Source organism: Kribbella sp. NBC_01245 (assembly GCF_036226525.1).
Lineage (GTDB): Bacteria > Actinomycetota > Actinomycetes > Propionibacteriales > Kribbellaceae > Kribbella.
The window spans coordinates 1623365-1650041 of record NZ_CP108487.1 but is presented as its reverse complement, the minus strand read 5'-3'; the positions used below and the strand labels follow the sequence as shown (position 1 = coordinate 1650041).

29 protein-coding genes are annotated in these 26677 nt (G+C 66.7%); 17 read left to right on the top strand and 12 right to left on the bottom strand.

Annotation, left to right across the window (positions count from 1 at the left end; all coding sequences use genetic code 11):
* Positions 1 to 44 precede the first annotated feature (44 nt).
* The 4 genes from OG394_RS07260 (at position 45) to OG394_RS07245 (ending at position 3599) form a co-directional block, all read left to right on the top strand.
* Complete coding sequence (locus tag OG394_RS07260) at positions 45 to 1331, top strand: extracellular solute-binding protein (RefSeq protein WP_328994206.1); 1287 nt, start codon at positions 45 to 47, stop codon at positions 1329 to 1331.
* 14 nt (positions 1332 to 1345) lie between these two features.
* Positions 1346 to 2278, top strand: a complete 933-nt coding sequence (locus OG394_RS07255) for a carbohydrate ABC transporter permease (protein WP_328994205.1) — start codon at positions 1346 to 1348, stop codon at positions 2276 to 2278.
* Positions 2279 to 3172 carry a carbohydrate ABC transporter permease gene (locus tag OG394_RS07250; protein ID WP_328994203.1) on the top strand — a complete coding sequence of 298 codons (894 nt, stop codon included), beginning with the start codon at positions 2279 to 2281 and terminating at the stop codon, positions 3170 to 3172.
* A 124-nt stretch (positions 3173 to 3296) separates the two neighbouring features.
* Complete coding sequence (locus tag OG394_RS07245; RefSeq protein ID WP_328994202.1) at positions 3297 to 3599, top strand: hypothetical protein; 303 nt, start codon at positions 3297 to 3299, stop codon at positions 3597 to 3599.
* Positions 3600 to 3659: 60 nt separating this feature from the next.
* Here OG394_RS07245 and OG394_RS07240 read toward each other — a convergent pair whose 3' ends face one another.
* Together OG394_RS07240 and OG394_RS07235 are read right to left on the bottom strand one after the other, a co-directional pair.
* Entirely contained in the window at positions 3660 to 4013 is a 354-nt protein-coding gene (locus OG394_RS07240; RefSeq protein ID WP_328994201.1) for a YciI family protein, read from the bottom strand.
* Between the two features lie 9 nt (positions 4014 to 4022).
* On the bottom strand, positions 4023 to 6248 hold the full coding sequence (locus tag OG394_RS07235; RefSeq protein ID WP_328994199.1) for an ATP-binding protein: 2226 nt from the start codon (positions 6246 to 6248) through the stop codon (positions 4023 to 4025).
* A gap of 164 nt (positions 6249 to 6412) precedes the next feature.
* Here OG394_RS07235 and OG394_RS07230 point away from each other — a divergent pair, with 164 nt between their 5' ends.
* Positions 6413 to 7579 (top strand): peptidoglycan DD-metalloendopeptidase family protein, encoded by a 1167-nt coding sequence (locus OG394_RS07230; RefSeq protein ID WP_328994198.1) that lies wholly within the window; start codon positions 6413 to 6415, stop codon positions 7577 to 7579.
* Positions 7580 to 7635: 56 nt separating this feature from the next.
* Here the strand turns inward: OG394_RS07230 and OG394_RS07225 are convergent, their stop codons facing one another.
* Together OG394_RS07225 and OG394_RS07220 are read right to left on the bottom strand one after the other, a co-directional pair.
* The gene (locus OG394_RS07225; protein ID WP_328994197.1) at positions 7636 to 7944 is read right to left on the bottom strand and encodes an AzlD domain-containing protein; all 309 of its coding nucleotides are present in this window, start codon (positions 7942 to 7944) and stop codon (positions 7636 to 7638) included.
* Positions 7944 to 8630 carry an AzlC family ABC transporter permease gene (locus tag OG394_RS07220; RefSeq protein WP_328994195.1) on the bottom strand — a complete coding sequence of 229 codons (687 nt, stop codon included), beginning with the start codon at positions 8628 to 8630 and terminating at the stop codon, positions 7944 to 7946. Before OG394_RS07220 ends, OG394_RS07225 begins: the two co-directional genes overlap by 1 nt.
* Between OG394_RS07220 and OG394_RS07215 the strand changes: the two genes are divergently transcribed.
* Positions 8629 to 9264, top strand: a complete 636-nt coding sequence (locus OG394_RS07215) for a helix-turn-helix domain-containing protein (RefSeq protein WP_328994194.1) — start codon at positions 8629 to 8631, stop codon at positions 9262 to 9264. The two genes, OG394_RS07220 and OG394_RS07215, sit on opposite strands and share 2 nt — an antisense overlap.
* Before the next feature lie 487 nt (positions 9265 to 9751).
* On the top strand, positions 9752 to 10126 hold the full coding sequence (locus OG394_RS07210) for a hypothetical protein (RefSeq protein ID WP_328994192.1): 375 nt from the start codon (positions 9752 to 9754) through the stop codon (positions 10124 to 10126).
* Here the strand turns inward: OG394_RS07210 and OG394_RS07205 are convergent.
* The 3 genes from OG394_RS07205 to OG394_RS07195 form a co-directional block, all read right to left on the bottom strand.
* Positions 10102 to 10980 carry a TIGR03620 family F420-dependent LLM class oxidoreductase gene (locus tag OG394_RS07205; protein WP_328994191.1) on the bottom strand — a complete coding sequence of 293 codons (879 nt, stop codon included), beginning with the start codon at positions 10978 to 10980 and terminating at the stop codon, positions 10102 to 10104. The genes OG394_RS07210 and OG394_RS07205 overlap by 25 nt on opposite strands.
* Positions 10981 to 11096: 116 nt before the next feature.
* A complete protein-coding gene (locus tag OG394_RS07200) occupies positions 11097 to 11438 on the bottom strand; it encodes an ArsR/SmtB family transcription factor (RefSeq protein ID WP_328994190.1) in 342 nt (113 codons plus the stop codon).
* A gap of 127 nt (positions 11439 to 11565) precedes the next feature.
* Entirely contained in the window at positions 11566 to 12444 is an 879-nt protein-coding gene (locus OG394_RS07195; RefSeq protein WP_328994189.1) for a LysR family transcriptional regulator, read from the bottom strand.
* Between the two features lie 83 nt (positions 12445 to 12527).
* Between OG394_RS07195 and OG394_RS07190 the strand changes: the two genes are divergently transcribed.
* The gene (locus OG394_RS07190; protein WP_328994188.1) at positions 12528 to 13778 is read left to right on the top strand and encodes an MFS transporter; all 1251 of its coding nucleotides are present in this window, start codon (positions 12528 to 12530) and stop codon (positions 13776 to 13778) included.
* On the top strand, positions 13775 to 14233 hold the full coding sequence (locus OG394_RS07185; protein WP_328994187.1) for an aminoacyl-tRNA deacylase: 459 nt from the start codon (positions 13775 to 13777) through the stop codon (positions 14231 to 14233). The genes OG394_RS07190 and OG394_RS07185 overlap by 4 nt, the downstream gene beginning before the upstream one ends.
* Before the next feature lie 12 nt (positions 14234 to 14245).
* Here OG394_RS07185 and OG394_RS07180 read toward each other — a convergent pair whose 3' ends face one another.
* Positions 14246 to 15295, bottom strand: a complete 1050-nt coding sequence (locus OG394_RS07180) for an aldo/keto reductase (RefSeq protein ID WP_328994186.1) — start codon at positions 15293 to 15295, stop codon at positions 14246 to 14248.
* A gap of 84 nt (positions 15296 to 15379) precedes the next feature.
* Between OG394_RS07180 and OG394_RS07175 the strand changes: the two genes are divergently transcribed.
* Complete coding sequence (locus OG394_RS07175; protein WP_328994185.1) at positions 15380 to 15811, top strand: MerR family transcriptional regulator; 432 nt, start codon at positions 15380 to 15382, stop codon at positions 15809 to 15811.
* On the opposite strand, the gene OG394_RS07170 is transcribed toward OG394_RS07175, so the two are convergent.
* Both OG394_RS07170 and OG394_RS07165 read right to left on the bottom strand, forming a co-directional pair.
* Complete coding sequence (locus tag OG394_RS07170; RefSeq protein WP_328994183.1) at positions 15808 to 16218, bottom strand: SRPBCC family protein; 411 nt, start codon at positions 16216 to 16218, stop codon at positions 15808 to 15810. The genes OG394_RS07175 and OG394_RS07170 overlap by 4 nt on opposite strands.
* A complete protein-coding gene (locus tag OG394_RS07165) occupies positions 16215 to 16613 on the bottom strand; it encodes a RidA family protein (protein WP_328994182.1) in 399 nt (132 codons plus the stop codon). The genes OG394_RS07170 and OG394_RS07165 overlap by 4 nt, the downstream gene beginning before the upstream one ends.
* 62 nt (positions 16614 to 16675) lie before the next feature.
* Here OG394_RS07165 and OG394_RS07160 point away from each other — a divergent pair, with 62 nt between their 5' ends.
* On the top strand, positions 16676 to 17614 hold the full coding sequence (locus tag OG394_RS07160; RefSeq protein ID WP_328994181.1) for a helix-turn-helix transcriptional regulator: 939 nt from the start codon (positions 16676 to 16678) through the stop codon (positions 17612 to 17614).
* Positions 17615 to 17617: 3 nt separating this feature from the next.
* On the opposite strand, the gene OG394_RS07155 is transcribed toward OG394_RS07160, so the two are convergent.
* Positions 17618 to 19603 (bottom strand): translation factor GTPase family protein, encoded by a 1986-nt coding sequence (locus OG394_RS07155; protein ID WP_328994179.1) that lies wholly within the window; start codon positions 19601 to 19603, stop codon positions 17618 to 17620.
* Between the two features lie 297 nt (positions 19604 to 19900).
* On the opposite strand from OG394_RS07155, the gene OG394_RS07150 reads away from it, so the two are divergent.
* From OG394_RS07150 to OG394_RS07140, 3 genes are all read left to right on the top strand, one after another.
* The gene (locus tag OG394_RS07150) at positions 19901 to 20509 is read left to right on the top strand and encodes a M23 family metallopeptidase (RefSeq protein WP_328994178.1); all 609 of its coding nucleotides are present in this window, start codon (positions 19901 to 19903) and stop codon (positions 20507 to 20509) included.
* Positions 20510 to 21015: 506 nt separating this feature from the next.
* Complete coding sequence (locus OG394_RS07145; protein ID WP_328994177.1) at positions 21016 to 21201, top strand: GNAT family N-acetyltransferase; 186 nt, start codon at positions 21016 to 21018, stop codon at positions 21199 to 21201.
* A 13-nt stretch (positions 21202 to 21214) separates the two neighbouring features.
* Positions 21215 to 22387 (top strand): NAD(P)/FAD-dependent oxidoreductase, encoded by a 1173-nt coding sequence (locus OG394_RS07140; RefSeq protein ID WP_328994176.1) that lies wholly within the window; start codon positions 21215 to 21217, stop codon positions 22385 to 22387.
* A gap of 8 nt (positions 22388 to 22395) precedes the next feature.
* On the opposite strand, the gene OG394_RS07135 is transcribed toward OG394_RS07140, so the two are convergent.
* Entirely contained in the window at positions 22396 to 22962 is a 567-nt protein-coding gene (locus OG394_RS07135; protein ID WP_328994175.1) for an AAA family ATPase, read from the bottom strand.
* A 95-nt stretch (positions 22963 to 23057) separates the two neighbouring features.
* Here OG394_RS07135 and OG394_RS07130 point away from each other — a divergent pair, with 95 nt between their 5' ends.
* From OG394_RS07130 to OG394_RS07120, 3 genes are all read left to right on the top strand, one after another.
* Entirely contained in the window at positions 23058 to 23804 is a 747-nt protein-coding gene (locus tag OG394_RS07130) for a class I SAM-dependent DNA methyltransferase (RefSeq protein WP_328994173.1), read from the top strand.
* Positions 23805 to 23887: 83 nt separating this feature from the next.
* Positions 23888 to 24244, top strand: a complete 357-nt coding sequence (locus tag OG394_RS07125; RefSeq protein WP_328994172.1) for a VOC family protein — start codon at positions 23888 to 23890, stop codon at positions 24242 to 24244.
* A gap of 23 nt (positions 24245 to 24267) precedes the next feature.
* Positions 24268 to 26661 (top strand): excinuclease ABC subunit UvrA, encoded by a 2394-nt coding sequence (locus tag OG394_RS07120; RefSeq protein WP_328994170.1) that lies wholly within the window; start codon positions 24268 to 24270, stop codon positions 26659 to 26661.
* Positions 26662 to 26677: the final 16 nt, after the last annotated feature.

Sequence of the window (26677 nt, the reverse complement as noted above, 5' to 3'; positions counted from 1 at the left end):
TTCCAACGATGTAATCATCGGGCACTCGACGAAGGAGTGGATCGGTGAGAGATCGTCCAATGACCCGGCGGGGGTTGCTCGGCGCCGCTGCCGCGGTGGTCGGTGGCGGCCTGCTGTCCGGCTGCGGCAGCCAGGCGAGCGAAGACGAACTGAGCTATTGGCACCCGATGTCCGGCGGCGACGGCGTCGTGATGGCAGGCCTGGTCGACCAGGCGAACGGCCGGAACCTCGGCTTCCACGCCACCCAGACCGTGCTCGCCTGGGGTCCGCCGTACTACACGAAACTCGCGATGGCCTCGGCCGGTGGACGCGCACCGGATCTAGCGGTCATGCACGCGTCGCGAATCGCCGGCTACGCCCCTGGCGGCCTGCTCGAACCGTGGGACCTGAACCTGCTCAAAGAGGTCGGCCTCACTGAGAAGGACTTCCCGCCACTGGTCTGGCAGAAGGGGTTCTCCGAGGACCAGCTGTACGCGGTAGCCCTCGATACGCACCCCTTTGTGATGTTCTATAACCCAGAAATCTTGGCGAAAGCAGGCGCCACCGACCTACCCGGGATCACCGAGGCCGGCGCGTTCGTGGAGGCCTGCCACAAGATCCAGCGGGTGACCGGCAAACACGCCATGTCGTACGGCTTCCTCGGCGACGGCTCGCAGATGTGGCGGCTCTTCTACACGTTCTACCGGCAGTCCGGCGCCGAGATGCGGTTGGTCCCGGGGCAGCAGGCCCAGGTCGACGAGCAGGCGGCGGTCAACGCGCTCACCTACCTGAGGTCGTTGCTCGACGACAAGATCGCGAGCCGCAGCGGCGACGGCGGTACGGCGACCAGCGAGTTCCTCCACGGCGAGAGCGGCATCCTCTTCGGCGGCGTCTGGGAGTTGCCGACGATCCTCGCGGAGAAGATCCCGTTCGACGCGCGGCCGATCCCACCACTGTTCGGCAAGCCCGCGGCGTACGCCGATTCGCACACGTTCGTCCTTCCGCGGCAGGCGAAACACGATCCGGAACGACGGCGCCACGTCTATCGGTTCGTGGCCGAACTGCTCAAGACCTCGGTGACGTGGGCCGGCGCCGGCCACATCCCGGCGTACGCGCCGGTGGTGGAGTCGGCGGAGTACAAGGCGCTGAAGCCGCAGGCGAGCTATGCCGAGGTGACGGACTACGTCAACTACGACCCGGACGTCTGGTTCAGCGGCGCGGGTAGCGACTTCCACAAGTACTTCGCGGAGAACGTGCAGAACGTGCTGGTCGGAGCCCAAGACCCGGCGCGCGGTTTCGAGGGGTTCGTGAAGAGGCTCAACGTGCTGCTCGACCGCCCGCAACCGGTCTGATCGGAAGGACTCAGATGTCATCCTCTGTCGTCATCGACCGCAAACGCAGCAAAGTCCGACAGCCCCGGGAAGTCAGTGCCAAGAGCCGGGAGACTCTCACCGGTTGGTCCTTCGCCGCACCCTTCACCGTTCTGTTCGTGCTCTTCCTGGTCGGCCCCGCGATCTACGGGCTCTACCTCAGCTTCACCGGTCGCTCGCTAACCGGCGCGAACGGCGAGCTGATCGGCCTCGCGAACTATGCCGAGGCTCTCAAAGACCCGGACATGTGGAAGTCGCTCGGCAACACTGCCTGGTTCACCGTGCTCAGCACCATCCCGCTCGTGATCGTGCCGCTGGCGCTCGCGCTGCTCGTCAACCTGGGTCTGCCGGGCCAATGGCTCTGGCGGCTGTCGTTCTTCATGCCATACCTGCTGGCCTCGACCGTGGTGGTGCTGTTCTGGGCGTGGATGTACAACCCGAAGCTGGGCATGATCAACGGCGTGTTGACCCAGTTCGGGTTCGAGCCGGTCGCCTGGTTGCAGGATCCGAAGGTGGCGATGCTGAGCGTCGTACTCACCACTGTCTGGTGGACGATCGGGTTCAACTTTCTCTTGTACTTGGCGGCGCTGCAGAACATCCCGGACCAGCAGTTCGAGGCGGCCGCGCTGGATGGTGCCGGCAAATGGCGGCAGCTGTTCTCGATCGTGATCCCGCAGCTCGCGCCGACGACCGCGTTGATCGTGATGCTGCAACTGCTCGCCTCGCTCAAGGTGTTCGACCAGATCTACCTGCTCACCAACGGCGGCCCGGCCGGTACGACGCGGCCGATCGTGCAGTACATCTACGAGACGGGCTTCACCGGCTACCGCTTCGGCTATTCCTCGGCCATCTCGTATCTGTTCTTCGCGATCATCGTCGTCGTCTCGCTCCTGCAATTCCGTCTGACCTTCCGGAAGGGTGATCGGTAGATGGCCACGCACACGTTGACCCGCGCGCCCCGAACGTTGACGCGTCGCACGCACAAACCGGGGGAGAACCCCTGGGCGCTCGGCCGGATCGTCGCGTTCGCCGTACTGGCCGTGATGGCGGCGCTCTGGTTGGTCCCGTTCGCCTGGGCGATCCTCACGTCGCTGAAGAGTGAGACCGACGCGGGCGCGTCCGAGTTGCAACTGTCGCCGCCGGACGGGTTCAGCCTGGACGCGTATCGCAAGGTGCTCGCGGCCGGCAACATCCCGGCCTGGGCGCTGAACAGCCTGCTCACGTCCGTCGCGATCACCCTGGTGACGGTCGCGACGGCCGCGCTGGCGGGCTACGCCTTCTCGCGGATCAACTTCGCCGGACGGCGCTGGCTGTACGCCGCGATCATCGGGGCGATCATCATTCCGCCGCAGGTGCTGATCGTGCCGCTGTTCTACGAGATGCTCGCCTTCGGCCTGGTCGACACCTACTGGGGAATCATCCTGCCGCAGGCGTTCGCGCCGGCGATGGTGCTGATCCTGAAGCGGTTCTTCGACCAGATCCCGATCGAACTGGAGGAGGCCGCCCGCGTTGACGGGGCCAGCCGGGTGCGGGTGTTCGCGTCGATCGTGCTGCCGTTGTCGCGGCCGATCCTGGCGGCGGTAGCGATCTTTGTTTTCATCGGCGCCTGGAATAACTTCCTGTGGCCCTTCATCGTTACCACTGATGCGGACCTGATGACCCTGCCGGTCGGACTGGCCACTGTGAAAAGTGCCTACGGCTTGCAATACGCGCAGAACATGGCGACATCGATCCTGGCGGCGCTGCCGTTGGTGCTCGTGTTCCTGTTCTTCCAGCGGCAGATCATCAAGGGTATTGCTACAACCGGGTTCGGTGGCCAGTGATCGGGCCGTTTAAACCTCTGCGCCCAAATTGGCAGGAGCCTGCAAACTCCCAGTGTCGGCTTGCCGCGTCCTGGCAGTTACGACACGCTTCAGCCTTCGAATGGGGTCAAGGCGAGGAGGGGTAGTGTCAAAGCTCGAGGTACTGGTCGACAGCAGCCGGCGGGAGCAGGCTGGTGCGGCCAAGGGGTTGGGGCGAGCGAGGGTCCAGCAGGGATTCGTGACCGGTGTGGAGGCGACAGGTGGCGCCAACCCGATGGTCCGGGTCCTTCTGACCAACCGGATGTCTGTTGGCGTCCGGCTGCCGGCCGGTGCAACGGTGCCGGCGATCGGCTCAACTCTGCGAGTCCGAGGAGCGAGTGGCTTCGGTGACCATGGCCCCGGCAATGCGTCACTGGTGACCACCGCAACTGGTCAAAAGACCTGGTAGCAAAGCAGGTCAGGCGCCCCCTGCTCCGGTGTGAGGCCGGAGCAGGGGGCGCGATCTGTGTCAGTCCTTGGGGTCGTCCATGACGGCACGGACCTCGATGGGGGAGTACTGCGCTTCGACCAGCCGTCCGGCCAGTTCGGCGGCTCGCTCGCTCGACTCGCAGTCGACCAGGTAGTAGCCGGCCAGCACTTCCTTGGCCTCGCTGAACGGCCCGTCGGTGACAGCAGGTACGTCGTTCTGGACGCGGACCACCTTCGCGTCCGCGATCGTCAGGCCGGCCGAACCGAGGTACTCGCCGGTCTTGGTCAGTTCCTCGAACAGACTCTGGTGTACGTCCATGACGTGGTCCATGCCGATCTCGTCCATGGACTTCCAGGTCTGCTCGTTGCCGTAGATGAGCAGCATGTACTTCATCGCTCGACACTAGCCGTGCGGAGGTCCGCCGTTGTGCCGAAGTGCGTTCGACTGTGCTTCCGCGAGCGCCGACGCCGCCTCGGCCCGGCGCTGCCACTCGCCGACCTGGTCCAGCCCGGTCACTGCCGTCCGGTACGACGCTGCCGCCTCGGCGTACCGCCCGAGCCCCGCCAGCGCCCGGCCCAACTCGAACCGCACCACGGCCGAGCCCCAGCGATCGTCCTGCGCCTCGAACACAGTGAGCGCGCGATCCGCCCGCCGCAACGCCTCGCCGTACCGGCCCTGGTCATTGCGCAACGCGCTGAACCGGAACTCCGCCATCGCCACGCCACGGTCATCGCCGAGCTCCGCGCGCATCGCCAACGCGCGGCGCAGGCAGACCGCCGCCTCGCTGTGCTCACCGCGCATCCGCAACGCGTGCGAACGCCTGCCGATCGCGGCCGCCTCACCCCACCGATCGCCCAGGGCCTGGCATTGGCGAGCGTGTTCGGCATGACTCGCCTCCGCCTCGGCGTACCGCCCGAGTCCTTCGTACGCCAGGCCCAGGCGGCCGCACAGCTCGGCCTCTTCCTCGGCCAGACCGATCGCGCGCGCATCCGTCATCCCCGCCTGGAGCTCGGTGACCGCGGAACGGTAGCGGTGCTGACCGATCCGGCCGAGGCCGAGCATGCTGTGCGCGTAGGCCCGTTCGCGCAGATCGTCCGAGCGTTCGGCGACGACCATGGCCAGGCTCGCGACCTCCACCATGTCGGGCCAGCGGCAACGCAGGTCGTAGTACCAGGGGATGCGCTGGGTGAGCTCGCGGAACAACGAATCCAGTACGCCGTCCGCGCGCGCCGCCGTGATGCGGGCCGCCTCGAGCAACGCCGCCGCTTCCGTATCGAGCCAGGTGAGGGCTGCGGCTCGGGCCTCGGGACCGTTCTCGGCCAACGGCGCGATCGCGTCCGCGTTTGCCCGGGCATTGTCGAAAAGCCAACCAAATAAGGCGTGTTCGGCCTTCTCCCGGTCGTGGCGATGTTCTTCCTCCACGAGTAGCTCCGCGGCGTACAACCTCAACAGGTCGTGTAAGCGGTAGCGCCCGGGCGTGGCGGCGAGGCCGAGCAGGCTTGCGCTGGCCAAGGCGTCGAGGTGTTCCTCGGCTGGTTCATCCAGGAGTACGGCGGCCGCTTCCGCGCCGAAGTCGGGACCGGGCGCGAGCGCTAATCGCCGGAACAACCGCCGGGTCGTCGCGGGCACGCGGCGGTACGACAACGCGAAGGCTCCGCGCACGGCGAGATCGCCCGCGGTGAGCCAACCGAGGCGGCGTTGCTCGTCGCGCAGCAGGTCGGCCAGGTGCGCGACGGACCAGTTCGGCCAGGAGGCCAGCCGGTTGCCCGCGATCCGTACGGCGAGAGGTAATCGGCCGCAGGCGGAGACGACTTCGGCCATGGCCTCCGGCTCGGCTTGGGCGCGTTCCGTTCCGACGATGTCGGCGAGGAGGCCGGTCGCGTCTTGCTCGGTGAGTTCGCCGAGGTCGACCCGGCGGGCCGCGGTCAACCCGGTCAGGCGATCGCGACTGGTGATGAGGACGAGCGCCGGACCGGGCCCGGGCAAGAGGGCACGCACCTGCGCCTCGTCACGTGCGTTGTCCAGCACCATCACGCAACGCCGTCCGGCCAAACGCGATCGGAACATCGCCGCGCCACCGGCGGCGTCAGCCGGCAGCTGCGAGTCCGGTACGCCGAGTGCGCGCAGCAAACGATGGAGCACGGCCTCCGGCGCGGCCTCGCCCAACTCCACGAAGAACTGCGCGTCGCGTAAGCCGAGGCCGATCGCCCGGCTGGCCGCCTGTACGGCGAACGTCGTTTTGCCCGCGCCGGGTTGTCCCGCGATCACGACCGTCACGGGTCCACGCCCAGCCAGGCATTCGCCGGCCGCGGCGGCGATGGTGGCGAGCTCGGTATCGCGTCCGCAGAAGTCGGCCGGGGCGGCGGGCAACTCCGCGATGACGAGTGATTCGGGCTGGGCGGTCGCGTCCGTCGTACGGGCTGATGCGCGTTCGGCGAGGGCGGCCGCGTGCAACGAACGCAACTCGCCGTCGGTGATGCGCAACTGGCTTTCGTAGCGCGCGATCAGGTCTTCGGGGGCGAGGCGCCGGCCCTTTTCGTAGTCGGAAAGTCCGCCGTGTCCTTGCATGCCGAGGCGACCCGCGAGCTGCCGCAACGAAAGACCGTGGGCAAGGCGGTACCTCAACATCGCCGCCCCCAGTGCGACTACTGCAGGTGAACTGCCCGATGACGTGTCAAGCGGACTCAATGGACACTCTCTGGACGCCTCACAGCCGAAAACATAGCCGACAGCCGGTAGTTGATCGATAGCGTCCAGCCACCAGTCCTGTTCCGCCCATCAGGAGGTTGGAAATGCGTGTTCGGTTAGGTTCTCGGTGGATCGCGGCACTCGGTGCGGGTGTCCTCATCAGTGCGGGTGCGACGACTGTTGCGCAGTCCGCGCCGGCTTCTTTGGAGCAGGTGGTCAGCGGCAAGATCGACGCTGTCGCCAAGAAGAACGCGAAGCGTGCGGGCAATCAGGTCAACGTCATCCGCCGCGACGGCGACTGGGCTTTCGGCACGGCAGTCGCGTTGACGCCTCGCGGGGAGGACACCCACCCTGAGGGCTGGTTGTTCGTTGCGCGTCGCGTTGCCGGTGGATGGCAGGTTGGCTTTGAAGGCTCGGCGGCGTTCGCGGAGCTGTCTGCCGCCTCGCCGGTCGTGTCGGCGAAGGAGAAGTCTCTGTTCAAGCAGACGGCCTTCGCTCCTCAGGTGGCCGGTGGTGACTATCGGACCGGGATGCGCCTGCCGTTCGCTGTGGGCCACACGTGGAGCATGCCTGGTGGCTCGCACGGTTGGGCCGGGACGGATACGCCGTACAGCGCTATCGATCTTGCGGGTGGCAACGGCCAGGTCCTCGCGGCACGCGGCGGTACGGCGTACACCATGTGTGGCAACGGGCGTGGATGGATCCGGGTTATTCACGACCGGGGCTATTCCACGGACTACTACCACTTGTTCAACAACATCGCGGCGAACGGTACGGCTGTGAGTGCGGGCAGCTTCCTCGGCAATATCGGCACGGACGTGTCGTGCGGTGGCGCGGCCAGTGGTGCGCACGTGCACTTCGCGCTACGGCAGAACAGCGCGTACGTCGGTATCGCGAACCATAACGTCGGCGGCTGGGTCTTCCAGAACGCCAGCACTGCTTACAACGGCTGGGCGCTGCACGGCAGCACTCAGCGCAACGCGGGCGGCAGCCTGTACAACTACGGCGCGCTCGGGTTCACCCAGGGAATCATGGACGCCTTCGGTGGCGGCACCGTCAACAAGCGCACGGGTCCGGGGACGGGCTACGCGCTCGCCGGCAGTGTTGCCGACGGCACGACCGTCAACATCTCGTGCTCCAAGAGCGGCACGACTCACACAGGTCGCTGGGGCGCCAGCAGCTTGTGGAACCGGCTGAGCGACGGCACCTGGGTCAGCGACGCGTACATGTGGACCGGCTTGAACGGGCCCGTGAACGGCACATGTCCATAACTACCTTTTAGGAGGTGCGTCCTGGCAGACCCAGCCCCCACTGGGTCTGCCAGCTTCTATTCCAGGCCAGCCAGGCGCAGTAGGGCTGTAGTCGCTACGGCCGCTATGACGATCAGTGGGAACGGGGCTTTGCGTAGGGCCAGTACCGCGCCGACGGCGACGCCGGCCAGGCGAGACCATCCGGCGAACGACTGGCCATCCATGACGGCACCAGTCGCTACCAGGGACAGAAGCAGCACGACGGCCGCAACCGACAGCAACTCCTGCCACCGCTCAGGGATCTGCACCCGCTCGTGGAACACAGGGCCGGCCAGACGGAACGCATAGGTCCCGGCTGCGAGAACGAGAATTGCTACTAGTGGCATCACGTTGTTGCCTTTTGGTGAGGCGGCTTCCGGGCCAGGAACAGGCCTACTAGGCCGACGAGGACGGGGAGACCTGCGGGCAGGAAAGGCGTGGCGGCCACGGCGACGACTGCGCCGGCGAGGGCCGCGTTGCGGGTACGGCGTTCGCGGAGCGCCGGCATGACCAGGGCCAGTAGCACTACCGGGAATGCCGTATCGAGGCCGAATGCCTCGGTATCACCTACGGCATTGCCGGCGATGGCGCCGAGCACAACGGAGATGTTCCAGACGGCGAACAACGCCAAACCGGAAGTCCAGAAGGCGGCTCCCCTCTTCGCGGGGTCGGCGCCCTGCAGTGCGAAGGCGGCCGATTCGTCGGTCAGGATCTGCGCGCCGACCAGCTTCTTTCGCCAGGTTGAGCCGAGGACGTCGGCGAGCGCGAGGCTGTACGGCATCAGGCGCGCGTTGAGCAGCAGCCCGGTCACCACCGCCGCGATGGCGCTGCCGCCGGACAACGCGATGCCGATCGCGGCGAACTGCGCGCCACCGGCGAAGACCAGCACGGACATCACGATCGGCACCCAGGTGTCGAGTCCACCCGAAACCGCGATCGCGCCGAACGACGCGCCCACGACCGCGTCGGCGACACAGAGCAGGCCGATATCGCGCAGCGTGCCGCGGTCGAGTGTTCGCCATAACGAATTCATGTCCACTACAGTGAACAGCGAACAGGTGTTCGTCAAGTCGAACAAAGCGGAAAGTCTGGAGCGAACGATGGTGGTCTCTGAGGGTGGTAGGTCGCCGGTCGCGATGATCGCGGCCGCCATCCGGCGTGAGCGCGACAACGCCGGCCTGACGCTGACCGAGCTCGCGCGGCAGGCGAACCTGGCGAAATCGACGTTGTCCCAGCTCGAGTCCGGCTCGGGTAATCCGAGTGTTGAGACGCTTTGGGCGCTGAGCGTGGCGCTGGATGTGCCGTTCAGCCGGTTGGTGGATCCGCCGCGTGCGGTCGTACGGGTAGTCCGGGCCGGCGAGGGGCCGGTGATGTACTCCGAACAGGCTGACTATTCGGCGACTCTGCTCGCGTCGTGCCCGCCGAACGCGCGTCGCGACATCTACTTGATCCAGGTCAGCCCAGGCAAACCGCGCGCCTCCGATCCCCACAACCCCGGCACGGTCGAACACGTCGTCCTCAGCCAAGGCCGCGCCCTAATCGGCCCCCGCGAGGACCCAATCGAGCTCGCCCCGGGCGACTACGTGAGCTACCCAGGCGACGCCCCCCACATCTTCGAGGCCCTCGAACCAAACACCACGGCCGTACTGATCTCAGAACTGGTCTAACGACACCCGCCAAGACCGGCACCACGCCCGCGACACCGCACCCCCTAAGCCCTGCCGCCGACGCCAACACCGGCATGACGCCCGCGGGTGCGCACCACCTAAGCACTGCGTCGATTGGTCTGGATTCGACCGCCCTCGCGACGGGCCACCTTGGTCAACTCGGGCCCGCGGGCGAATCCTGACCAATCGACGCTAATCCAGCACCACGAATGACCATCCCCGGGCGGCCGCGGTCCCTGGCCAGCCATTAGCGTCCATTGGTCAGGATTTGCCCGCAGACCGTCAGCCTTCAAACTGACCCGCCGCTGGAGCGGTCAAATCCAGACCAATGGACGCAGGGCTTAGGCGATGCGGGACGCGGGCGGGATGCCGGTGTTGGCGTGCTCTGGCGGTCGGGGGAGCTGGCTTGGGTAAACGCTTTCGTGGATGGTCTTCCCTTTCCATGTGGTCGCATGAATTACTGTCTGGGGCGACGAAAGGGAGTGGGATGGAGGGGCCAGAGGTCGTAGCGCGGCCACGGACGATCACCGCGGCGTACCTGCTCTGGATGATCGTCGCAGCCACCCTCATCCTCTTCGGCGGCTTCCTCCTGGTGACAGGCTGGCTCGCGTTCGTAGACGCCACGAACCTGACCGCGAGCGCGTTGCTAGTCGTTCTGGGCTTCGCCGTCTGGTGGTTCGGGACGCTACTCGCCGGCGGTCGCGACGTACGACTGGTGCTGCTGGTGATGGGTGGCGCGAGCTGCCTCGCCCTTCTGCCCGCCGTGTTCGCGGTCGCGGCGATCGTGCTGCAATTCGTGCCACCCAGCCAACGCTGGTTCCAACTCGCGCCGCTCGATCAGACCCGCGGCGAGGTGCTGTGAACACCTGCCTTCAAAGGAACACCCGGCTTTAAGGCCTCGGCCAGCCGCCGCCACTGCGGCATAGCCGATCGACCGGGCTCGATCCCGATGACCTGAATGCCAACGTGATCCGCACCCGCGTCGAGATGCCCCTGCAGCTTGCGGACGATCGTGTCGAGATCACCCCAAAACACCAGATCGTCGACCAACCGATCGCTGCCCCCATCGGCGAAATCGGCCTCCGTGTACCCCTGGCGAAGGTACTTGGCGATGTTGTACTTCTGCGTCGAGTAGACGTGCAGATGCTCGCGCGCGATCTCCCGCGCCTTCCCTGGATCAGCCTCGAACAACACCGCATGCTCCACGCCAAGGAACGGCGCCTCGCCGAGAATCTCCCGCGCCTCCGCCGTATGGCGCACCGGCACGTGATAAGTGTGCGCACCATCGGCCCTCTCCCGCGCCAACTCGAGCATCTTCGGCCCGTACGCCGCGAGCAAACGCCTGATCGGTCCCTTCTGATCGAGCTCATCCAGGTACTCGCGCATCACCTGCATCGGCTTCAGCCCGGGACGCGCATCGCCGACTCCCAGGCCAAGCAGGTGCCGATTCGGATAGGCCTCGGCCAGCAAGGACGCAGCGCCGTACGTGCGCAGCGCATCCCGATGCAGAACCTGCGCAATTCCGTTGACCACCGTGATGTTCGTCGAATTCGCCAGCAGGAATCCGGCCAGCGTCATCGCCTCGCGACCACCCACTTCGGGAAACCAGATGGCCGGCCAGCCCAGTTCGTCGAGCTCCTGGATCTCATCCCGGATCAAGCTCGCCGGCTGATCCTCAAAGTCGAACGTCCACACGCCGAACCTGCCCAGCTCCATAGCCGCTTCTCCTCATCGTGGTTTGTTCGAATCGAAGTATCGCAGAATCTCGATATGATGCTCGAGCGAAGTTCACGTCTTGGTCCACAGAGGTCAGCAGCTGTTGAGCGGGTTCGTTAGAGCGAGCGACCGAGCACGTCAACGAGCTCACTGATGCGCTGCTCATCGCGCCGGTAATGCGTCCACTTGCCGATCCGGGTGGACCGCACGAGCCCCGCACGCTCGAGCGATGCCATATACGCGGACACGGTCGACTGCGCCAGCCCGGTCTTGGCCTGGATATGACTCACGCACACGCCAACCTCATGCATATCCGCGATCGCCTCATCCGGCGAAAAGTGCCGCTCAGGCTCCCGCAACCACTGCAACACCTGAAGCCGCACCGGATTGCCCAGCGCCTTGAACACCTCAACCAACTGCGCAGAGGTGTCCACAGAAGCCTTGGCATGTGTACTCATGATCACCCCAACTATACGGACCACATCTTGTCGCCGCCTGTCGTCCCGGCGGTCAGAAGGGACCGACGAACTGCGACACGCCGCGTCACAAGGGCCCGATGAGCGGAATACAGACACGCCGGGGAGGCTAGGGCGGCGGGGTGCGGATGAAGGTTTGGAGGAGGGTGGCGGTGGGGGAGAGGGGGTGGTGGAGGCGCCAGGTCAGGCCGATGTCGCGGCGGGCTCGGATGCCGGAGAGGGGGATGCCGGTGGCGCCGCTGGCGGTGCCGCGGACGGCGCCGGCGGGGAGGATGGCGACGCCGAGGCCGGCGCCGACGAGGCGGTCGATGGTGGTGAGGTCGGTGCTTTCGAAGGCCACTTGGGGGATGAAGCCGGCGTCGCGGCACAGGTCGTCGGTGACCCGGTGGAAGCCGAAGTCGGGGCGTAGGGCAACGAATTGCTCGGCGGCGGCTTCGGAGAGGGCGACTCTTTTGCGTACGGCGAGTGGGTGGCCGGGTGGTACGTAGAGGCAGAGGCGTTGGCGTTCGAGCAGGTGCCAGCCGAAGATCTCGGGGTCGGGTCTCGGCCCGGTGATACCGAGTTCGGCCTCGCCTGATTCGAGGTCGCGGACGATCTCGTGGGACGGCTCTTCGCGGAGGGCGAACCGGACGTTCGGCGCGACCTTGCGGAACGCGGTGAGCAGGTCCGGCACCACTCCGGTGGCGACGGAATGCAGGAACGCGAGGCGGATCGTGCCCGAGTCCGGGTCGTGCTCGGCGCGGATCTGCTCGCGGGTGGCGTCGACCGCGGTGACGCTCGTACGGGCGGCCGCGAGGACGTTGCGGCCGTGCGGATTGAGGCGGAGCCCGCGGTGTTCGCGTTCGAAGAGGCGGACGCCGAACTCGTCCTCGACGCGGCGCAGGCTGCGCGACAACGTCGGCTGGCTGATCCCGAGCAGAGCTGCCGCGTCGGTCAGATGTTCGGTCTCGGCCAGGACGACGAACCAGCGCAAGTCGTCGATATGCATGCACCAAATGATACGGATAGCGCATCGTTTCAGGCTGTTTCGCGCATTTTACGTATCACCGAAGGCCTGGCATCGTCGACGGTATGACGATCGGCTACCTCCCGGGTGATCCCGGCTATCGCCGATTGTCGGTTGCACTGTTCGCGGCCGGCCTCGCCACGTTCGCGATGCTGTACAGCGCGCAGCCGTTGCTCCCGGAGCTCGTGCACGCCTTCGCCATCTCCCCAGCCCGTAGCGCCTTGGCGATCTCGGTGGCGACCCTAGGCCTCGGTATCGCGCTACTGATCGTAGGACCGCTGTCAGAGGTTGTAGGCCGCACTAGCCTGATGCGTTGGTCGGTGGCAGCAGCAGCGGTTATCGCCGTCGGCTGCGCTCTAGCGCCGACCTGGAACTCACTACTGGTCATGCGAGGTCTCCAAGGCGTAGCGCTCGCGGGACTTCCAGCCGTCGCAGTCGCCTACCTACGCGAAGAGGTCCACGCGAGCAGGCATGCTCGCGCTAGCGGCCTGTACGTCGCAGGGACGGCCGTAGGCGGTATGACCGGCAGACTCATCGCGGGCGGCCTCGCGGACCTAGGCGGTTGGCGGCTCGCCATGGCGGGTATCGCCGCCTTCGGCCTGGCATGCGCGGTAGTGGTCGCCGTACTTCTCCCAGACTCGCGGAACTTCCACCCGCAATCAGCGCATCCCCGCAACCTCCTCAAGCAGACCGCCGGCGTACTAACCGATCCCGCACTACTAGCGCTCTACGGGATAGCCGCAACCGCAATGGGCGCATTCGTCGCGGTGTACAACGCCACTGGCTTCCGGTTGGCGTCAGCGCCGTACGGGCTGGGGCCGGGCTTAGCGGGTCTCGTGTTCACGGTGTACGTCGTGGGCTCGGCCTCTTCGGCGTACGCAGGCCGCCTTGCCGACCAGTACGGGCGTCGGGCCGTAGTACCGACCGCGTGCGCGATCACCATCGCAGGCGTACTCCTGACGCTGGCAAGCCCACTGCCAGTGGTAGTGCTCGGACTAGCTGTCATGACCGCAGGGTTCTTCGCGGTCCACGGTGTGGCCAGTGGCTGGGTAGCAGTCCGGGCCCATCTAGGTGGCGGTGGAACCGGGCAAGCCGCCTCGCTCTACCTCTTCGCGTACTACCTCGGGTCGTCGGTATTCGGCGGCCTAGCGGGTACGGCGTGGACCAGCGCCGGGTGGTATGGCGTAGCGGTCGAGGCTGTCGTACTGCTGCTGGTGACGCTTCTCCTGGCAATGCTGCTCCGGCGAATTCCCATCCGGGTGGCAGGATCTGAAGTGGGCAAACCGGCCACGATCGACCAGGAGTTGCAGCGATGACTAGAGCGATTGAAGCCGCAGAGGCCCTCGGGCTGGCTCACCAGGTGACCAGGCACGGCCGGGTGAACTCGCTGGCAGAGGCGGCCGCGGCTCGTGGGATCGAGCCGGCCGAGCTGATCAAGACGATCGTGGTGAGGTTGGCCGATGACGACTACCGGTTCGTGCTGGTGCCAGGCGACCGGGAGATCGCCTGGCCCAAGCTACGGACCGTGTTGGGGGTCAAGCGGATGTCGATGCCGGATGCGGCGACGGCGCTCGCAGTGACGGGATACGTGCGCGGCACGATCACGCCTCTCGGCAGCACGAACGCGTGGCCGGTGATCGCCGACGAACGCATCACCGGCACGATCTCCATCGGTGGCGGCGACCACGGTGTCGGCCTGACCGTCGACGCGAAAGAACTCGCCGACGCTCTCAACGCCACCACCGCCGACGTCACCGACCCACAGGCCTAGGCCGAGCAGACCTCAGGCCGCCGAGCGGTCAGCGACCGGGCGACGACGCTGGTTGACGTCCACCAGGGATTGCGGCTTCCACACGCCGTCCGGCGGGTAGACGTTCGTGCCCGGCGGGACGATCTCGTCGATCCGGTCCAGCGTCGCGTCGTCCAGCACCAGCGAAGCGCCCTTCAACGCGCCTTCGAGCTGCTCCATCGTGCGCGGACCGATGATCACCGACGTCACCGCCGGGTGCGCGACGACGAAGGCGAGCGCCAACTCCGGCAACGTACAACCGATGCCTTCGGCAACTTCCACCAGCTGCTCGAGTACGTCGAACTTGACCTCGTTGGACGGGATCGACGGGTCGAACCGGAACGGCGTGATCGCCGCCCGGCCCTTGCTCAGGTCGATCGGCTGCCCCTTGCGGATCTTGCCCGACAGGAAACCGGAGGCGAGCGGGCTCCAGGTCAGCACGCCCATGTTGTAGCGGCGGGCCGTCGGCAGCAGCGCGGTTTCGATGCCGCGGGCAAGCAACGAGTACGGCGGCTGCTCGGTCCGGAATCGGTGCAGGCCACGCCGCTCGGACACGACGTGGGCCTCGACGATCTGTTCGGCCGGGAACGACGAACAGCCGAAGGCGCGGATCTTGCCCTGCTGCACCAGGTCGGTCAGCGCCGACAGCGTCTCCTCGATATCGGTCGTGTGGTCGGGCCGGTGAACCTGGTAGAGGTCGATCCAGTCGGTCTGCAAGCGACGGAGGCTGTCCTCAACCGCGTTGATGATGTGACGGCGCGAGTTGCCGCCGTGGTTCGGGCCTTCGCTCAACGCGAAGTGGAACTTGCTGGCCAGCACGACATCATCGCGGCGGCCGAGCAGCGCCTTGCCGACGATCTCCTCGGACTCCCCAGTGGAATACATATCGGCCGTGTCGACGAAGTTGATGCCCTGGTCGAGCGCGGCGTGAATGATGCGCACGCTGTCGTCGTGATCGGCATTGCCGACCGCGCCGAACATCATCGCGCCGAGACACTGCACGCTGACCTCGATACCGGTGCCGCCGAGATTGCGGTAACGCATATGGAACTCCCTCATCAGCCTTGAAAAGACAGCCTGAGGCTAGGAGCTAGAGGCGACTCTAGGTCAAGCCAATATGCTGACCGGGTGACTGATACCGCGGTGGAGCTGAGCATCGGTGAGGTGGCCGCGCAGACCGGCCTGAGCGTTCACGCCCTGCGCTTCTACGAACGTGAGGGCATTCTCGCCAGTCCGGTGCGCCGCAACTCGAGCGGCCGTCGCGTCTACAGCCTGCACGACGTCGAGTGGCTCAACCTCTGCATCATCCTGCGCGCCTCGGGTATGCCGCTGCCGGCCATCCGCCGCTACACCGAGCTGGTGCGCGACGGCAGCGGCAACGAGAAGGACCGGCTCGACCTGTTGCGTCAGCATCAGGAGGACGTGCGCGCGCAGATCGCCAAGCTGACCGAATGCCTCGACCTGATCACGTTCAAGGTCGGCATCTACGAGGACCTCGTCGAGTCCGGCGGCACCTGCGAGCCCCCAGAGTCCGAGCTCCGACGTACAGCTCAGCTTTAAGCAACGAGCTCGGCCGCGAGTGCGTTCATCACGCCTTGCCAATGGCGGCGCTGCTGCTCACGTTCGGCGGCGTCCGCCAGCCGCTCCTGATGGATTACCAGCCGCGACTTACCGGCGCCGGCGCTCGACACCGTCAGCTGCAGGGTCGTGTCGTGGGTCCAGTCGGATGGCTGCCAGGTGAGCCGGATGCGGTCGAGCTCGCGATAGCCGCGCGTCTCGCCGCGCACACCGGCGCTGGTCTCGTAGCCCGCGCCGCGCTCGGGAACGACCGTGACGTCGTCGCCGAGCCAGATCGCGACGCCCGCCTGCGACGTGACGAATTCCCACACCTCGGCGACCGGGCGATCGACGGTCTTCGAAACCCCGATCTGCCAGCCGGCATCGCGGGTGCGTCCGACCGGGCTCATCGCAGCACCGCCGCGACCGCGCTGACCTCGAGCAGCGCACCGGGTACGGCGAGACCAGCCACCCGCATGCCGACAACCGGCGGCGCAGCGCCCTCCAGCCCGGCGGCCGCGACCGGGTAGGCGGCGTTGAGGTCGACGCCGTCCACGAACAAGACCGTCATCATCACCAAATCGTGGACCGTTGCGCCCGCCGCGGCCAGTGCGACCTTCAGATTCGTCATCACCTGCTCTGTCTGAGCGGCGGCGTCATCACCGCCCACGAGTGTGCCGTCGGAGGTGACAGCGTTCTGGCCGCCGATATAGATGGTCGTGGCGCCCGGCGGCACCACGGCGACGTGGGTGAAAGCGGGGGACTGGACGAGTTCTGCGGGACGAAGCAGCGAAATCTGTGTCATGAATCAAGCATGACGCACTACTAGGACAGCTACTGTCCGGGTATGCAGGGCAATATTGCCGCATGAGCACAACCAGCCGCCGTCTCGAGACGCTCGCGCTGCTCCAGGCGCATCCGGGCATCTCCGCCACCCAGCTGGCCGCCCGCCTCGGCATCACCGAGCGCACCGCCCGACGCGACGTGGCACACCTGCGCGAGGTCGGCTATCGCATCGACGCCGAAGCCGGCCGGGAAGGTGGATACCGGCTCGCCGCCGGCCGCGCGATGCCACCTTTGCTGCTCGATGCCGACGAGGTGGCGGCCGTCGCGCTCGGCCTGCGTACGGCGGTCGCGGTCGACGGGTTGGAGGCCGCCGCGATCACCGCCTTGGCCAAGCTCACCCAGGTCGTGCCGTCGCGCTGGCGGACCCGGCTCAGCGCACTCGGCGAGGTGGAGGCGTTGCCGGCGGAGTCAGGTCGCCGGGCCGATCGTGACGTCCTGATCCCGGCCGCGCTCGCCTGCCGGGCGAACGAGGCCATCCGGATCCGGCATCGCCGCCACGACACCTCGGACGCCCGCCCAACCGACGTACAGCCGCATCGATTGGTCACGTTGCGCCGCCGCTGGTACCTGGTCGCCTGTCCACGTGGCGCCACCGACTGGTTGGTGTACGCGCTCGACCGCGTTGACCACATCCAGCCGCTCGGCACCCGGTTTGACGTACCAGAGGCGCCATCCGACGCCGCGGGGTTTGTCGCCGACACGCTCGCGCACGGGCCGTGGCGATATCGCGTGCGCGTGCGGGTGCATACGTCGGCCGACCTCGTCCGGTCACTCGTCAACCCGACCGTGGCGAGCGTGGTCGAGGCTGGCGACGAGTGCGAGATCCACCTAGGGACCGACGATCTTGACTGGGCCGCGCGATGGCTCGCCTACTTCAACCTCGACCTCGACGTCATCGAACCGCCGGAGCTTTCGGACCAATTGCGCACGCTCGGGCAGTGGCTGCTCGACCGATATTGAGACTTAGACGCGTCGCTCGACGTGGAGGAGGTATTCCTTTCGGTTGAGGGGGTTGTGGTCGGTGCGCGGACGTTCCGGCACGAGGCCCGTGACCGGGTCGTACCGCTCGAAGGCCGTTTCCAGTACGCCCTCGCCGGAGGTCAGCCCGGGCAGCATTTGCTCCAGCTCGTGCACGCTGGCGGCAGGGATATCGCCTTCCAGTACGCACGTCACGCCGTCGAGCTCGGGGGAATGCGGGATGCCGCGCAGGCGGGTGATCAGCGGCAGGATCGGACCGTACGCATCGGCCGGCAGCTCCATCCGGAAGTGGTGCACCGGCTCGTGTACGACGGTGTGCGCACGTTGCACCGCGTCCATCAGCACCAGCGGCGTCAGGTTGCGGAAGTCGCCGGCGGTGCTCGACATGCTCTTGTCGAACGTGCCGTGCGAGTGGCTCTGCCGGGCCCAATACCCGGACCGCGTCATCGTCACCACGCAGTCGGTCAGCTGCCAGCCGTGCACGCCCTGCTCCAACGTCTCGTGCACGGTCTCCTCGACCGTACGGAAGAACGCGATCGGCATCGAACCGAGCTCCACCTCGAGCCGGAACTCCACACCACTGCCGATCGGGCCCGGCTCCACTCGCAGACCGACCGTGGCCAGGAACGGGTTCTCGCCCGTCGCGATCACCTCGAACGCCTCGCCGGTGCTTTGTAGCCGCTCGACGCAGATCGTGGTGGTCTCGCGGAAGCCGACGGTGATGCCGAAGTCGTTCGCGAGGGTGGCCTGGATGACCTCCTTCTGCACCTCGCCGTACAGCGAGACGTACATCTCCTGCCGGATATCGTCCTGCCGGACATTGATCAGCGGGTCCTGCTCGGCCAATTGCGCCAGCGCCATCCGCAGGCGGCCCTTGTCGGCGAGGCGCTCGGGGTAGATGACCGACTCCAGCGAGGGCGGGGCGAAGAAGTGCTTGCCCTCGGCAACTACACCGGTGCCGACGCGGTCGCCGATCCGGATCTCGCTCAGGCCCCAGAGGCGCCCGATCTGGCCGGCCGCCAAGGCGTTGCCGCTCACCGGCACACCGCCCTCGAATCGGTCGATGGCGGTCACCTTGGCTTCCGCGTTGTCTCCGAACGGCAGCACGTCGCGGGTCCGGATCGTGCCCGAGAACAGACGTACGTACGCGACCTTCGCACCCGACGGCGCCCGATCGACCTTGAACACCGTGCCCGCAACAGGCCCGTCGGCATCACCCGCCCTTGCCGGCAGGAACTCGCGGATCCCTGCGATCAACTCGTCGAGCCCGACCCCGGTCATCGCCGAGCCGAAGTACACCGGATGGGCTTGCGCCTCCGCCGTACGGACGGCCAGGCGCTTGCGCAACTCGCCGTACTCGATGGACGACTCGTCTCGCACGTACGCCGCGAGGAGGTCTTCGTCATGCTCGGCGAGTACGTCGACCAGGTTCGCGGTGAAGCCCGGATCAGTGCCGTCGTACGGCGTGAAGCGGGCGGCCCTGGTGCCGATGGAGGTGGTCGAGCCCATCGCGACGATCTCCGGTGCGAGTTTGGCCGCGAGGCGCTCGAGCAGTGCGTCGTACTGTGCGCCGGCTCGGTCGATCTTGTTCACGAAGATGATCGTGGGGATGCGGAGGCGTTGCAGCGTACGCATCAGCACGCGGGTCTGCGCCTGCACACCTTCCACGGCCGAGACGACCAGCACGGCGCCGTCGAGCGCACCGAGTACGCGGTCCACCTCGGCGATGAAGTCCGGGTGGCCGGGAGTGTCGATCAGGTTGACCGCGAGCTCGTTCAGCTGGAACGACACGACGGCCGACTTGATCGTGATGCCACGCTGACGCTCTAGGGCCAGCGAATCGGTCTGGGTGTTGCCGTCATCGACGCTGCCGATCTCGTCGATGACGCCGGCGGCGTGTAATAGCCGCTCGGTGAGGCTGGTCTTACCGGCGTCGATGTGCGCCAGAATGCCCAAGTTCAAACTCAACACTGCGCGTCATGTCCCTTAGATAGGTGAAATACCCCTTCTCGGCGGACATCGACGCTCGGCGCATTGGTTTCTCCTGGGTAGACGAACAGTTCTCCAGCAGTACAGCAGCGTTGGCGGTCGGCCAACAACCGATTTATCTGCCCACGACAGGCGACCTCGCCGTCAGGTGACCGAGTTTGATCGGTTTCGTGGTCGGGGCGTCGTGGTGGGTCGAGGCTGGCGGTGACCGCCTGGGTGTTCGAGGTCTTTCGGGATCGCCGGCCCAGGGTTTCTCCGACCGCCCCTCTGGAGGAAACCGTGCAACGTCTACTAGCACTCGTCACGACGGCAGTGGCCTTGGCCGCTGGCGCACTCACGGCTCAGGCAAGTCCGTCTCCGACTCCGACGATCAACCCCAACAGCTACATGGCTCAGCGCGCCGCCATGCAGAAGACCGCGGCGGCTCCGTCTGCCGTACTGGCACGGCCGGTGCTGCGGGTACCGTTCCGCTGCGACGAGCGGTGGACGGGCGCGAGCCGCTCGGGTCACAGCCCGTCGTACTGGTCGCTCGACTTCAACTGGGGTGCCGGTGATGACGACCTCGGCAAGCCGGTCAAGACCAGCGCTTCCGGTACGGTCGTCCGTTCGTCGTACGACGCCGGTGGTTACGGCAACTACATCGAGATCGCACATGGCGATGGTTGGCACACGCTGTATGCGCACCTGCAGATTCGTGAGGTCGGCGTCAACGACCGCGTCACCGACAGCACCCGGATCGGCCGCGTCGGCGGGACCGGCAACGTGACCGGCCCACACCTCCACTACGAACAGATCAAAGACGGCGTCGTCGTAGCCGCCAAGTTCGGCCAAAGCACCTGGGCCACCTACCCAGGCCCCGACACCTACGTCCGCATCGCCGACTGCTAACCCCACCGAGGGCCGGGACCCCGCCACCCCGGCCCTCACCAACCCGCCGCCACGCCAACACCGGCATAACGCCCGCAGAACCGACCCCCTAAGCACTGCGTCCATTGGTCTGGATTTGACCGCTCCAGCGGCGGGTCAGTCTGAAAGCTGACGGTCTGCGGGCAAATCCTGACCAATGGACGCTAATGGCCTGCCAGGAACGGCGCCTGCCCGGGCGCTCGTCTTTCGTGGTGCTGGTTTAGCGTGCTTAGGCGATGCGGACTCGCAAGCGTGATGCCGACGTTGGCGTGGTGGCGTCGGCCGCAGTGGCTAGGTGTTGGTGTGGGGCTGGGAGGATGGGGGTGTGATTACGACGCTGCCGCAGGTGATCGTGGACGACGATCGGGTGGTCGGGCGGATCACCTTGAGTGGATCGTGCACGGGTTCTTCCAATCGTGTGCGGTCGGCTATTGGGTGGCCGCGGACATGACCGGGCGTGGAGTCGCGACGGCTGCGTTGCGGATGTCGTGCGGATCGCGTTCGATGAGCTCGGGCTGCACCGGATACAGGCGGAGTGCATCGAGCACAACCTGGGATCGCGGCGAGTGCTGGAACGGGTCGGCTTCCAGCAGTTCGGCATGGCGCCGAAATACCTCAAGATCGCGGGCGAGTGGCAGGACATGCTGATGTTCCAACTGATCCGCCCGGACTGATCGGATTGAGCCGGTGAGGTCGCAGTGGGATGTCGTGATCGTCGGCGCCGGTCCGGCCGGGGCCGCGGCCGCCCTCGGAGTGCTGCGGGCCGACCCGTCCTTGGCGGTCGCGCTACTGGACCGTGACGACTTCCCACGCGACAAGTCCTGCGGCGACGGCATCGCCCCGCATGTCTTCGACCTCCTAGCCGACGTTGGCGTTACCGGTCTCACCGACGACCTAATTCCCGTACGGCGCCTCCAGTTGCAACGCGGACCTCTCGCGGTCGGTCGCGAGATGGCCCGGCCGGCGTGGGTGATCCCGCGCACCGTCTTCGATCACCGCCTGCTGCTGGCTGCGCTCGACGCCGGCGCCACCCTGATCCGGCACCGCGTGCGCTCCCTCCAACTGGACCCGCTGCGCGTGGACGACCTCGAGGCGAAGGTGCTGGTCGGCGCGGATGGCGCCCATTCCGTCGTACGACGCATGCTCGGCGTCCGACCAGGGCCGATGGCACTGGCCATCCGTGGTTATGCGCCGACGCCGCCGGACCGCGCGGGCGTACAGCTGATCGTGTTCGGCACCAACCGCCAGCCGTCGTACGCCTGGTCCTTCGATCGTGGCGACGGCCTCGCCAACATCGGCTACGGCGAGTCCTTACCCGATGCCCGGTCCGATCGCTGGTCCGACACCCGGTCCGATCGGCGGCCTCGGCCCACTCGGCGGGAATTGCTTAGCCAGCTCGATCGGCTACTGCCCGGCGCGGCCGAAGGTGCTACCGATTGGCGGGCGCATCACTTGCCGTTGGCCGTACCGTCTTGGCGTGCCGGCGAAGGGCGGGTGTTGCTCGCGGGCGACGCGGCCGGGCTGGTCAATCCGATGACGGGTGAGGGCATCTATTACGCGGTCGCGACAGGTCTTCTCGCGGGGCAGGCGGCTGCGGAGGCGGTCCGGTCGGGCGACTTCGCGCGGCTGGTGCCTCGGTATCGACGGGCCTCGCGCGCGTTGCTTGGGAAGCACTTTCGCCATACGGCGTTGAGCGCGCGCCTGTGTCGTTCCGGGAAAGTGCTCGACGCTGGCATCCGGGCCGCGGCCGCCGATCAACGCGTATTCGACGACCTGGTCGAGCTGGGCCTCGCCAACGGCCGCATCACCCCCGCCACCATTCGCGGTCTGGCCACCCACCTCCGCACTCGCCCAAGCTAGCGGGGGAGTCAGCTCCAACCTCGTCCCGTGCTGGCCCATAGGTCCCGGTCAACCGGCTCAGGTTGGTGGCGTAGCCAGGTGGTGATTTGGTTGGCCAGGTCGTCCGGAGTGGCTGTTGAGGACACCAGGCGTAGGGCTTGATCGGAGTACGGGAAGTTTTGCGCCCGCTCGCGTACGAGGTCTTCGTCGAGGTCCGTGGCTTGGTCCCGTCGGCGGAAGCGCTCGATGGCGTCGTCGGGGGAAACGTAGAACTCCACGACCCATAACGGTGCTGCTGGAAGGTCCGCCATCGCCTTCAGCAGGCTGGCCCGTTGCTCGTGCCGCGCGTACGTGCACTCGAGGATCGCGGTCCGTCCGCGCTCGACGAGTGTGCGAGCGAGCACGTGCGCCGCGTCGTACGCGAGCATCCGATCATCCCGGTTTCGATCCGACCCAGGCAGGAGGAGTGAGAAGAGGGCGTCGACCTCGATATAGCTCGAGCGACCGTGCGACGAGTCAGCAGCGAGCACCTTGCCGACCGAGGACTTGCCGGCACATGGCGGCCCGGCCAGTACGAGAACTCCGCTATTTGCCACCGCGCCCCCAGCCGAAGATCCGAGTTCGTACCGTCTCATACGGCGTCGTGAAAACGGCTGGACAGCGTCAGGTCCCGTCGAGCAGGCTCCGGACCATGACGAGCAGCGAAGTGTGGACCGAGGACACCGCGAAACGTTACGACGCCTCCTCACCCGAGATGTTCGCGCCGGAAAAGCTAGATCCGACGGTCGACTTCCTGGCGGATCTGGCCGGGTCCGGGGCGGCACTGGAGTTCGCGGTCGGCACCGGCCGAGTCGGCATCCCGCTTACCACGCGTGGTGTTCCCGTGACCGGGATCGAGCTGTCGGAACCGATGGCGGCCGAGCTGCGGCACAAGGTCGACGAGGCGACCCTGCCCGTGGTCATGGGGGACATGGCCACGACGCGCGTCTCCGGCGAGTTCGCCTTGGTCTATCTAGTCTTCAACACCATCTCGAACCTCCGCACCCAGGCCGAACAGGTCGAGTGCTTCCGCAACGCCGCGAGGCATCTCAGCCCTGGTGGACGGTTCGTCATCGAGCTCTGGGTGCCGCCGGTACGTCGGCTGCCTCCCGGTCAGACGGCCGTGCCGATGAGCCTTGGCGACGACGGGCATCTCGTGTTCGACACCTATGACCTGGTCACGCAGGAGTGCACCTCACACCACTACTGGCACGAGGCCGACGGGACAACGCACTACGCCTCCGGCAACTTCCGCTACATCTGGCCGGCCGAGTGCGACCTCATGGCCCAGCTGGCCGGACTGGAACTAGAAGAGCGATACGCCGACTGGAACCGGGCCCCCTTCACCGCCGACAGTGAGAGCCACGTCTCCGTCTGGCGCAAGCCCACCTCTGAGTAACCGATCAGGAATCGAGAAGCGCGGGTCGTTGGGCCGGAACTAGCTTGATGGTCGTAGGCATCACCACGACTTCAGGAGAGATCATGACCGGCTCAACCACCCAGGGAATCAAGACCGTGCTGCACCCCGTTTCCGACCTGGCGGCGGCTACGGCGCTGTACACCGCACTGCTCGGCGTGAAGCCGATGGCCGAGGGGGACTACTACGTCGGCTTCGAGGCCGAGGGCCAGCAGATCGGGCTGGTACCGAACGGCGGACCACAGGCCATGACCTCGCCGGTCGCCTACTGGCACGTGCTGGACATCGAGGCGAAGCTCGCCGAGGTGACCGCTGCGGGCGCCACCCTGAAGGACGCGCCGCGCGACGTTGGTGGCGGCCGTCTGGTGGCGACCTTCACGGACCTCGACGGCAACGTTCTCGGTCTGATTCAGGACCGCTGATTTACTGTGCGAATGGAGACACGATGAGCAGGGCCACCAAGACGAGCAAGCAGTCGCCTGCGCCGCAAGTTGCCGACAGCCACGACTTGATCCGCGTGCACGGTGCCCGCGTGAACAACCTCAAGGACGTCAGCATCGAGATCCCGAAACGCCGTCTGACGGTGTTCACCGGCGTCTCCGGCTCGGGCAAGAGCTCGTTGGTGTTCAGCACGATCGCAGCGGAGTCGCAGCGGATGATCAACGAGACCTACAGCGCGTTCGTGCAGGGTTTCATGCCGACGCTGGCGCGGCCCGAGGTCGACGTACTCGAAGGGTTGACGACCGCGATCATCGTCGACCAGCAGCGGATGGGTGGCGACCCGCGCTCCACGGTCGGTACCGCGACCGACGCCAACGCGATGCTGCGCATCCTCTTCAGCCGGATCGGCAAGCCGCACATCGGCTCGCCGCAGGCGTTCTCCTTCAACGTCGCTTCGATCAGCGGCGCGGGTGCGGTCAAGATCGAGAAGGGCGGCAAGACCACCAAGGAGCGGCGCAGCTTCTCCATCACCGGTGGTATGTGCCCGCATTGCGAAGGCCGCGGCTCGGTCTCCGATATCGACCTCACCCAGCTGTACGACGACTCGAAGTCGATCGCCGAGGGCGCGTTCACGATCCCCGGCTGGAAGTCGGACAGCTTCTGGACCGTCGGGGTCTACGCCGAGTCGGGTTTCGTCGACCCGGACAAGCCGATCCGCAAGTTCACCAAGAAGGAACTCAACGACTTCCTCTACAAAGAGCCGGTCAAGGTGAAGGTCAAGGGGGTCAACCTCACTTACGAGGGCCTGATCCCCAAGGTGCAGAAGTCGTTCTTCTCCAAGGATCCCGATGCCCTGCAGCCGCACATCCGGGCATTCGTGGAACGGGCGTCCACCTTCGGCCCCTGCCCCGATTGCGACGGAACCCGGCTCACCGAGGCGGCCCGTTCCTCGAAGGTCGGCGGCATCAGCATCGCCGACGCCTGCGCGATGCAGATCAGCGATCTCGCCAAGTGGGTCAACGGCCTCGACGAGCCGTCGGTCGCGCCTCTGCTCGCCGCGCTGCTGCACACGCTCGAATCGTTCGTGGAGATCGGGCTCGGCTACCTCTCGCTCGACCGGCCCGCGGGCACGCTGTCAGGTGGTGAGGCGCAGCGCACCAAGATGATCCGCCACCTCGGTTCGGCGCTCACCGACGTCACGTACGTCTTCGACGAGCCCACCATCGGCATGCACCCCCACGACATCCAGCGGATGAACGCCCTGCTGCTGCGACTGCGCGACAAGGGCAACACCGTGCTAGTCGTCGAGCACAAGCCAGAGGCCATCGCGATCGCCGACCACGTCGTCGACCTCGGCCCTGGAGCCGGTACGGCGGGCGGAACCGTCTGCTACGAGGGCACGCTCGACGGTTTGCGAGCCAGTGGCACCGTCACCGGCCGCCACCTCGACGACCGCGCGTCCTTCAAACCGGAAGTGCGTACGCCCAACGGCAAGCTCGAGATCCGCGGCGCCGACCGGCACAACCTGCGCGACGTCGACGTCGACGTACCGCTCGGGGTGCTGTGCGTCGTCACCGGTGTGGCGGGTTCCGGCAAGAGCTCGCTGATCCACGGCTCGATCCCCGCGTCGGAAGGCGTGGTGTCGGTTGACCAGGCGCCCATTCGTGGGTCGCGACGGAGCAGCCCCGCGACGTACACCGGGCTGCTTGAACCGATCCGCAAGGCGTTCGCGAAGGCCAACGGCGTGAAGCCGGCGTTGTTCAGCGCCAACTCCGAGGGCGCCTGCCCGAACTGCAACGGCGCCGGCGTCGTCTTCACCGACCTGGGCATGATGGCCGGTGTCGCCAACCCGTGCGAGGTCTGCGACGGGAAGCGGTTCGAGGCATCAGTGCTGGACTATCACCTCGGCGGCCGCGATATCAGCGAGGTGCTCGCGATGTCGGTGACCGAGGCGGAGAAGTTCTTCAGTGAGGGCGACGCGCGCTTGCCTGCCGCGCACACGATCCTCACCCGGCTCGTCGACGTCGGGCTCGGCTACATCAGCCTCGGCCAGCCGCTCACCACGCTGTCCGGCGGCGAGCGGCAGCGCCTGAAGCTGGCCACTCACATGGGCGATAAGGGCGGCGTGTACGTCCTCGACGAGCCGACGACCGGTCTGCACCTCGCCGACGTCGAGCACCTGCTGGCACTGCTCGACCGGCTGGTCGACTCCGGCAAGTCGGTCATCGTGATCGAGCATCACCAGGCGGTGATGGCACACGCCGACTGGATCATCGACCTCGGGCCGGGTGCTGGTCATGACGGCGGCCAGATCGTTTTCGAGGGCACTCCGGCCGACCTGATCGCCGATCGTTCCACGCTCACCGGCGAGCACCTCGCGGCGTACGTGGGCAGCTGAAAGCGCACGACAGGCA